3 protein-coding genes and 3 pseudogenes are annotated in these 3,956 nt (G+C 32.4%); 1 reads left to right on the top strand and 5 read right to left on the bottom strand.

What is annotated here, in order from left to right:
- Positions 1-133 (bottom strand): annotated as a pseudogene (locus tag AC1DJR_RS21420) (DMT family transporter); the annotation flags it as partial.
- Positions 134-260: 127 nt separating this feature from the next.
- On the opposite strand from AC1DJR_RS21420, the pseudogene AC1DJR_RS21415 reads away from it, so the two are divergent.
- Positions 261-1,394, top strand: a pseudogene (locus AC1DJR_RS21415) (aminotransferase-like domain-containing protein); the annotation flags it as partial.
- A 340-nt stretch (positions 1,395-1,734) separates the two neighbouring features.
- Here the strand turns inward: AC1DJR_RS21415 and AC1DJR_RS21410 are convergent.
- The 4 genes and pseudogenes from AC1DJR_RS21410 to AC1DJR_RS21395 all read right to left on the bottom strand — a co-directional run bounded on the left by AC1DJR_RS21410 (position 1,735) and on the right by AC1DJR_RS21395 (position 3,837).
- The gene (locus AC1DJR_RS21410; protein WP_002085376.1) at positions 1,735-2,157 is read right to left on the bottom strand and encodes a DUF3995 domain-containing protein; all 423 of its coding nucleotides are present in this window, start codon (positions 2,155-2,157) and stop codon (positions 1,735-1,737) included.
- A gap of 158 nt (positions 2,158-2,315) precedes the next feature.
- Positions 2,316-2,849 (bottom strand): TetR/AcrR family transcriptional regulator, encoded by a 534-nt coding sequence (locus AC1DJR_RS21405; protein ID WP_002013313.1) that lies wholly within the window; start codon positions 2,847-2,849, stop codon positions 2,316-2,318.
- 242 nt (positions 2,850-3,091) lie between these two features.
- Entirely contained in the window at positions 3,092-3,589 is a 498-nt protein-coding gene (locus AC1DJR_RS21400; protein ID WP_477003453.1) for a DUF421 domain-containing protein, read from the bottom strand.
- Positions 3,573-3,837 (bottom strand): annotated as a pseudogene (locus AC1DJR_RS21395) (hypothetical protein). The gene AC1DJR_RS21400 and the pseudogene AC1DJR_RS21395 overlap by 17 nt, the downstream one beginning before the upstream one ends.
- Between the last annotated feature and the right edge of the window lie 119 nt (positions 3,838-3,956).

Here is a 3,956-nt window from a genome sequence, read left to right as displayed (position 1 = left end):
GAATAAGACCGGCCAAAAAGAAGCGAATTCCAGCTGAAAATAACGGCGGTGCACCTGCCTCAATTCCGATTTTTATCGTTAAAAATGTTGTTCCAAAGATGATACATACTAAAATATAATTTAAAATGACCATTTTCCTTCCTCCTTTTTACTCTTGAAATGAGTATAGAGGATATGGTGTATAACAGTGTATCCGAGTATATAACAGTTGAATAAAAATATAGTTGATTGTCAGACTATTTTTCGCTTTAATTAAATTAAAATATGTRATGAACCAACATCGTAAATATTTTGATTTTTCACAGGCTGTCCTTTATCCACGTTTATTACCAAATCCGTTTCTTTCAGATGAAATGCACAAATTACTTAATAAGGATCAAATGATACTGGCAACATACGGACCTGTTCAAGGTGACAAAGAACTTAGAGTGGAAATAACAAACTACTTAAAAGAACACCAACAAGTAGTTACAGATCCATCTCAATTATTAATTACAAGTGGTGCCCAGCAAGGAATCGATTTAATCGCCCAAACATTATTAAAGCCTGGAGACATAGTGTTAGTAGAAAGTCCGTGTTATGGAGCGGCGCTTGATGTATTTGTTAATAAAGGAGTTCAAATTATCCCTGTTAGTCTTGATAACAACGGCATTCGCTCAGATTTAATCGATGATATTTGTCAAAGAAAGAATCCTGTTTTGTTATATGTGAATCCTACTTTTCAAAATCCAACGGGCACAGTAATGAGTAAAGAAAGAAGAATGGAACTTGTAGAACTAGCAGAGCTTTATCAATTTTTCATTTTAGAGGATGATTCTTTCGAAGAGATATATTTTGAGGATTTTAAAATTCCCCCTCCAATAAAAAACTTTGATACAAATGGTCATGTTATATATTTAAAAGGATTTAGTAAAACGTTAGCACCAGGTCTTCGCATCGCGGCACTTRYAGCTGAAGGTCCTATCTTTGAATGGTTATACGCCGTGAAGGCTTCGATGGATATTGGTAGTCCCTTATTGACACAAAAAGCACTACTTCCTTTTTTACGAGCGGAACGAATGAAAAATCATTTAGAAAAATTAAGGACTGCTTTACAAATTAGACGCGATTTAACAATTGATATATTATTTCCATTAAAAGAATTAGAATTTGAAATACCTAATGGAGGATTTAACTTATGGGTTACACTCCCTCAGTCAATCGATCCTTTTACATTATTACAAAAAGCGAATGAGGTTGATGTTTCTTTTTTACCCGGCACAGCTTGTCTGTTAAGCCATGAAACTCAATATAATCATTTGCGAATTAGTTATTCAATGTTAAATGAAAAAGATATGTTGATTGGATTAGAAAGATTACATGATACAATTGCYAAGTTTAAATCAATGATTTAAACTCCAAAACAACAACTAACCTCTTATTCACACAATAAAAAACCAACACTTTAAAATTTTATTAAAAGTCAAGATATAAGCTGAACCTATTATTAATAGTGAATTCTTATCTAATGTCATACATTATATGTATAAAAATTAAAAGGATAGAAGAGCTTGAATAAATTCTCCCTATCTATCCTCTTTTTAAACACAAATGACTAATCATAGCGGACTTCGCTGTCAACAGAACCTGTATTGCTCTATTGCTATGTTCAAACTTCTTTTTATTACTACTTGTTCAATAAGAGGTGTTTTCTTCCTGCATAAAATTTATTTTATAGGGAATTCATTATACTTATTAAAACAACAACATGATATAGACAAAACCAAAGAATAAACATAATGGACTATAGAACCAAGTGTCATATCTAGCAAACTGAGAATGTTTAATTTTTTTGAAAAATCCAACAAACTTAAAATCACCAATTGCCCTAATAATGAAAACTAAAGCACAGACAATACTTCCGATTTTAGATAAACTATTTGCTTCGAACCCCTGCAAATAACCTACTTGAACAACAATAATGACACTAGCTAATAGAATAAGAATGGCTACGAATAATGTTCCCCATATTCTCGGAGTAAAAGCAGGCTTATGTTCTCCCTCTTTTACTGGGATAACAGCAGCAGAACCCCATCGACCTCCAAAAGCCCAATAAATATGCAAAAAACTGATAAACCACAGAAGCCCCACAGCTACTACTATTAATAGTAATTTCATTTATTCGCCCCCAATTTCGTAACTTCAAAGATAACATACACTACCGTATGTTATAGTGAAAGTATTGTCCCTTCAGGTTTTATAACCATATTAGGGACATTTATTATCGAATAATCAATTATGCTTCAGCATAATTGCGTTCGGAGGCTTTACTTTTTTCAGTGGATGTTTGGACACCCGCTGAAAGAAGTTAAAAGCTCAACCATTTTATCAATATCAAAATTAAGATTTGCTTCAAACCTTGTCATCCATCCTACATACGTTAAATAGGCAAGTCTCGCTCGATCAATTGATTCAGTTTCGTCKACGCCCATTTTTTGATACAATTTTGCAACACAAGAAATTCTTTGTTCTTCTATATCTACTAAACGTGTTGCCACAACAGGATCATATTTAGCCCAAGCATAAATACCATTCTCAATTTTTTTATCTCGATTAAAACTAATCTGTAATAGCTGTTCTAAAGAGGCATCCTGTTGCTCCATACTTTGAACAATCAATTTTGTTGCATGTACTTCCCAAAAGTCGAGCATAGAATCTAAAAGCTCTTGATGGTCACGAAAATAGTGATAGAAGCTTCCTTTGCTTATTTTTAGCAATCGAGCAAGTGCTTCAATGCGAACTTTATGTATACCTTCATTAGCTAATTGTTGTAATCCTACTTTTATCCAGTCTTCCCTCGTTAATTGCATATTATCTCTCCAATAAAATACGGTAGCGTATGTTTTACGTTAGATTACTACTATTCTCATTTTTTGTCAATTATTCATTCTGTTTATTTTTATGAACTTTAATGTTGTTGTTAATCGTAATATTGATCGTCATCACCCTCGGTAAATTGGATAACACGAAAGTCCCTTCAGGATTACTGAAGGGACTATTACACGTTTGCGAAAAGTGCCTTTATGTACAAGAAGCGCTTTTCAGTCTAAAACTATTTTTTCAGATTGCATTGCTCTAGAAGCTTTTCTAGCATTTCCAAAGTAACTGGTTGTGCCTTAGTAGTTAGTTGATACCCAATCCGTCCATTCGTTTCTACAGTTGCTTGTTGTAAATTCTTGATTTCATGTATACCTTTTTCTCTCAGATGCATAAATAATTGTTGTTCTGACATTTTCGCGCGTAATAAATTCTTTTTTAAGATTTCTCCGTTTTCTATAACAATAATGCTAKTTCCATTTAGAAACTTTTCTAYTTTTCGTGATTTCAATTCAAAAAAATGAATRATAAGTAAAACACYCGCAAAAATAAACGCAGYAAAAATAGATGGGMCTACTTTCCTACTTAATATAGGTTCTACAATAATACGTCCTATAGAAACCACAATAATAATTTCAGCTCTCGTCATTTGGCTAACAGATTTACTACCTGTCAATTTTAAAACAATAATTCCAGTGAGGATTAAAATAATGCTTTCAAAAAGTATATTCATTACAGCCCAATCCTTTAATTGTGAGTGTTACTAGTATTCCCATTAAAGGATTTTTATGATATTTTAAAGTATCCATTCTCTTTACGTGCCTTATTCTTTGAAGCACCTCTCTCAGCTAGTACTGGTAAAGCATCAACTTTCTTCATTGCTTCTACTTGTGATTCGTTACGAATCATTGCATACACAGTATGACCTTCTTTTATTGGTATTAAAGAATGTGCTATTACACCTGCTACAAAAATTTGCAAATGTGTTTCTTCTTATTTTAAATATCATAATTGAGACAAAACATATATAAGGTATGTGACAAATATTTGGTTAGTTTTTTCATTATTCATATGAAACGTATACTTTTAAAGGATTAATT

This window comes from Bacillus sp. 05T31 (genome assembly GCF_056396725.1).
The sequence above is the reverse complement of the archived record's forward strand: the minus strand, read 5'-3'. Positions and strand labels throughout refer to the sequence as shown.